Source organism: Paenisporosarcina sp. P5_A11 (assembly GCF_056400705.1).
Window position 1 is genome coordinate 1 of sequence record NZ_JBFUKT010000274.1, and the last position, 2,916, is coordinate 2,916.

Here is a 2,916-nt window from a genome sequence, read left to right on the forward strand (position 1 = left end):
GATAAGGAGAAACTTTTGTTTCTTTCATTACGGTTTCCCAAAACATCGTTGAAGAAATCTTTTTCTCAGTATATTTTTTTCGGAAAAAATAATACAGCAAAACAGTGATCGGGATGATCGCCGTCCATAAAAATGTTAATTGTCCAAAGCCCATAGACGACTCACCTCAATTTATCCAGTTTGAACGAATCATTTGATGGAAAAGAATATGACTTATATCATCTTTTGTTTCAACTTTTAACGTGTGAATAGCAAAACGATGACATAGTGCATCGAGTTCCAAAAAATGCTGCTGTCTTTTCTTTTCATAATCTTCTACTACTCGTCTCGATACTGAAACATTTAATCGATTTTCAGTCTCTCTATCAATCAATTGTAAATCCCCTACAAAACTTGGAGCTATTTCATCGCTAGATTGCACAAGTATTAATCGTATATCTTGAGAAAATTTCGGCAATCTACGCAACATTTTTTCCCACTCATCTATCGGTTCTAATCCATCAGAAATGATAAACAATACGGTGCAATCCTTCGCAATATGTTGAAGTGCTTGACGTGTAAACAAGGTTTGACTGTGAGAACCACTTAGATTGGTTATGTAAGATGAAAAAGCTTTTCTGTACATTGCACCTTTTCGTCTAAAAGGTGCAATTTTTTCTTCAGTTGGCATAGCAAATGAAAGCCGATCATCTCTACCTAAAACAAGTTGTCCAAGTGATATCGTTAATTGCTTTGCCAATAGCCACTTTTTGTCTTCTTGCATCGATTTTGAACTGTCGAGTAAAATATGAACGCGCATTTCTTGTTCATCTAAAAAGCGTTTAATGAAGTATTTATCCGTTCTTCCAAAGACATTCCAATCAATTTGGCGAACATCGTCTCCAGGGTGATATTCTCGAAAGTCCGAAAAGTCGAGTGACGATCCGAAACGCATAGATCGATGAGATCCTTTATGCTGACCTCGCAATTTCGATTTCGTCGCGATTTGTAAACGTCCAATTTTCGCAGACCAATCTTCCGGTAAAATAGATGATTGATTCATGATATCTGCCCTTGTTTTATGGTCTGAAGCAAACTTTCAAGAATGGAGTCTGCTGTTTTACCTTCTGCTTCACCTTCATAATTTAACAACATTCGATGACGAAGAGCAGGTGTGGCTACTGATTTAATATCTGCAATTGACACATGATAACGTCCAGCTACAAGAGCTCTTGCTTTCGCTAATCGAATTAGACTTTGTAGTCCTCGAGGTCCACTACCGTATTGAACATACTGTTTTACGTCATCTGTTGCATCTTGATTTGGGTGGGTAGCTGAAGTTAAATCAATAGCGTAATCAAGCATATCATCTGCTATTAGTACCTCTTTTACCATTTCTTGAGCAATGATTAAATCGTCAGCATTCATGACCTTTTCTAGTTGAATAACTTTGGCACCTGTTGTTCTCAAGACTATTTCTTTCAACTCTTCTTTTGTTGGGTAATTAACATGTATTTTACATAAAAAACGGTCCATTTGAGCCTCCGGAAGCGGATATGTTCCTTCCATTTCAATTGGATTTTGAGTGGCAAGCACAAAAAACGGTCGTGCCATTTGTTTTGTATCTCCTAATACCGTCACAGTCTTCTCCCCCATGGCCTCGAGCAAGGCACTCTGGGTTTTTGGTGTTGCACGATTAATTTCATCGGCTAAGACCATTTGACTGAAAATAGGACCTTCCCTAAAAGAAAAATTTTGCTTCCCTTCATCGGTACGCTCAATCATACTCGTACCAGTAATATCTGAAGGCATTAAATCTGGAGTGAATTGAATTCGTGAGAAAGATAAATCCAAAACATCTGAAATTGTTCGAATCAACATTGTCTTCCCTAAACCCGGCAATCCTTCAAGTAAGGCATGCCCATCAGCTAAAACTGAGTAAAGAGTGAAATCCACCGCTTCTTGTTGGCCAACGATAAATTGACCGATTCCTTGTTTTACTTGGTTTAGACGCTGACTCATTTCTTCATAGTGTTGTGGTGTAAATGACATACTTAACCTCCCTATTCGCTTGTTTCGATTGATGAAAAATAGTCTTGGACAATTCGTTGTAAGTCCGGTGGTAGTTGAAGACGATCAGAGCTTTTTAAGTAGGAGTCTTTATACGATCCAATTACATCACCATAGGGTTTAACTGTTCCTTTAGTAACAGGCGCTGCGCTTTCTTGCTCTTCCGCTGAAGAGCCTTCTCCAATTTTCCCGCTGTCAACCGTAGATTCAGTAGATCCACCAAGTCTTGACGGAACAGATAATAAATCGCGACTCCCTGAACCATATGCTCCTTGTAAACCTCCAGATGGTTGACCTTGGCCGCCTCCGCCTTGGCCTTGTCCTTGTCCTTGTCCTTGTCCCTGCCCTTGACCTTGACCTTGACCTTGGCCTTGGCCTTGGCCCTGGCCCTGGCCCTGACCTTGGCCCTGACCTTGGCCCTGGCCTGAGCTTTGACTTGAGGGAGTTTGACTGTTCGATGGTTGACCTTGTGTAGTTGCTTGAGAACCTGTTTGACCATTACTTTGACTCGGGTTTGCTGGATTCGTTTGCCCTGAAGCTGTCTTATTTGAGGTTCCAGATGTTTTTCCTAATTTACTTAACGCTGTTTGAGTTTTACCTGCCTGATCTGCGAGATCTTTTGTTGCTGCTTTTAAAGCAGCTAATTCTTCTTTTTCAGATGCTGTTAAGCCGTTTTTACCATTTCCAGATTTGTTAGCAGCCTGCTGTTTATCAACTAATTTTTGTTCGCGTAATTGAAGCTCTTTCTGCTTTTTAACTAACTCACGAAGTGCTTCATCTGTAGTTTCTGTTTTCGCTAAATCCTTTTCTAATTGCTGAAGTTCTTTTTTTAGCTTCGCAGGTGAGGTTTTCTTAATTGTTTTTGCT

The 2,916-nt window shown here is 39.8% G+C and carries 3 protein-coding genes and 1 pseudogene; all 4 read right to left on the bottom strand.

The features are described 5' to 3' along the window. Nucleotides 1-154: BatA domain-containing protein (locus AC1DOS_RS19215; RefSeq protein ID WP_477538794.1), on the bottom strand; the 154-nt coding region annotated here is incomplete at its 3' end. Nucleotides 155-166: 12 nt separating this feature from the next. Continuing rightward, nucleotides 167-1,042 carry a DUF58 domain-containing protein gene (locus AC1DOS_RS19220; protein ID WP_477538792.1) on the bottom strand — a complete coding sequence of 292 codons (876 nt, stop codon included), beginning with the start codon at nucleotides 1,040-1,042 and terminating at the stop codon, nucleotides 167-169. After that, nucleotides 1,039-2,031 (bottom strand): AAA family ATPase, encoded by a 993-nt coding sequence (locus AC1DOS_RS19225; protein WP_477538793.1) that lies wholly within the window; start codon nucleotides 2,029-2,031, stop codon nucleotides 1,039-1,041. Before AC1DOS_RS19225 ends, AC1DOS_RS19220 begins: the two co-directional genes overlap by 4 nt. 11 nt (nucleotides 2,032-2,042) lie before the next feature. Next, nucleotides 2,043-2,916, bottom strand: a pseudogene (locus AC1DOS_RS19230) (hypothetical protein); the annotation flags it as partial.

Excerpts from the sequence above, each read along its gene's own strand:
- AC1DOS_RS19220 (WP_477538792.1), bottom strand. The coding sequence starts at position 1,042 with ATGAATCAATCATCTATTTTACCGGAAGATTGGTCTGCGAAAATTGGA.
- AC1DOS_RS19225 (WP_477538793.1), bottom strand. The coding sequence starts at position 2,031 with ATGTCATTTACACCACAACACTATGAAGAAATGAGTCAGCGTCTAAAC.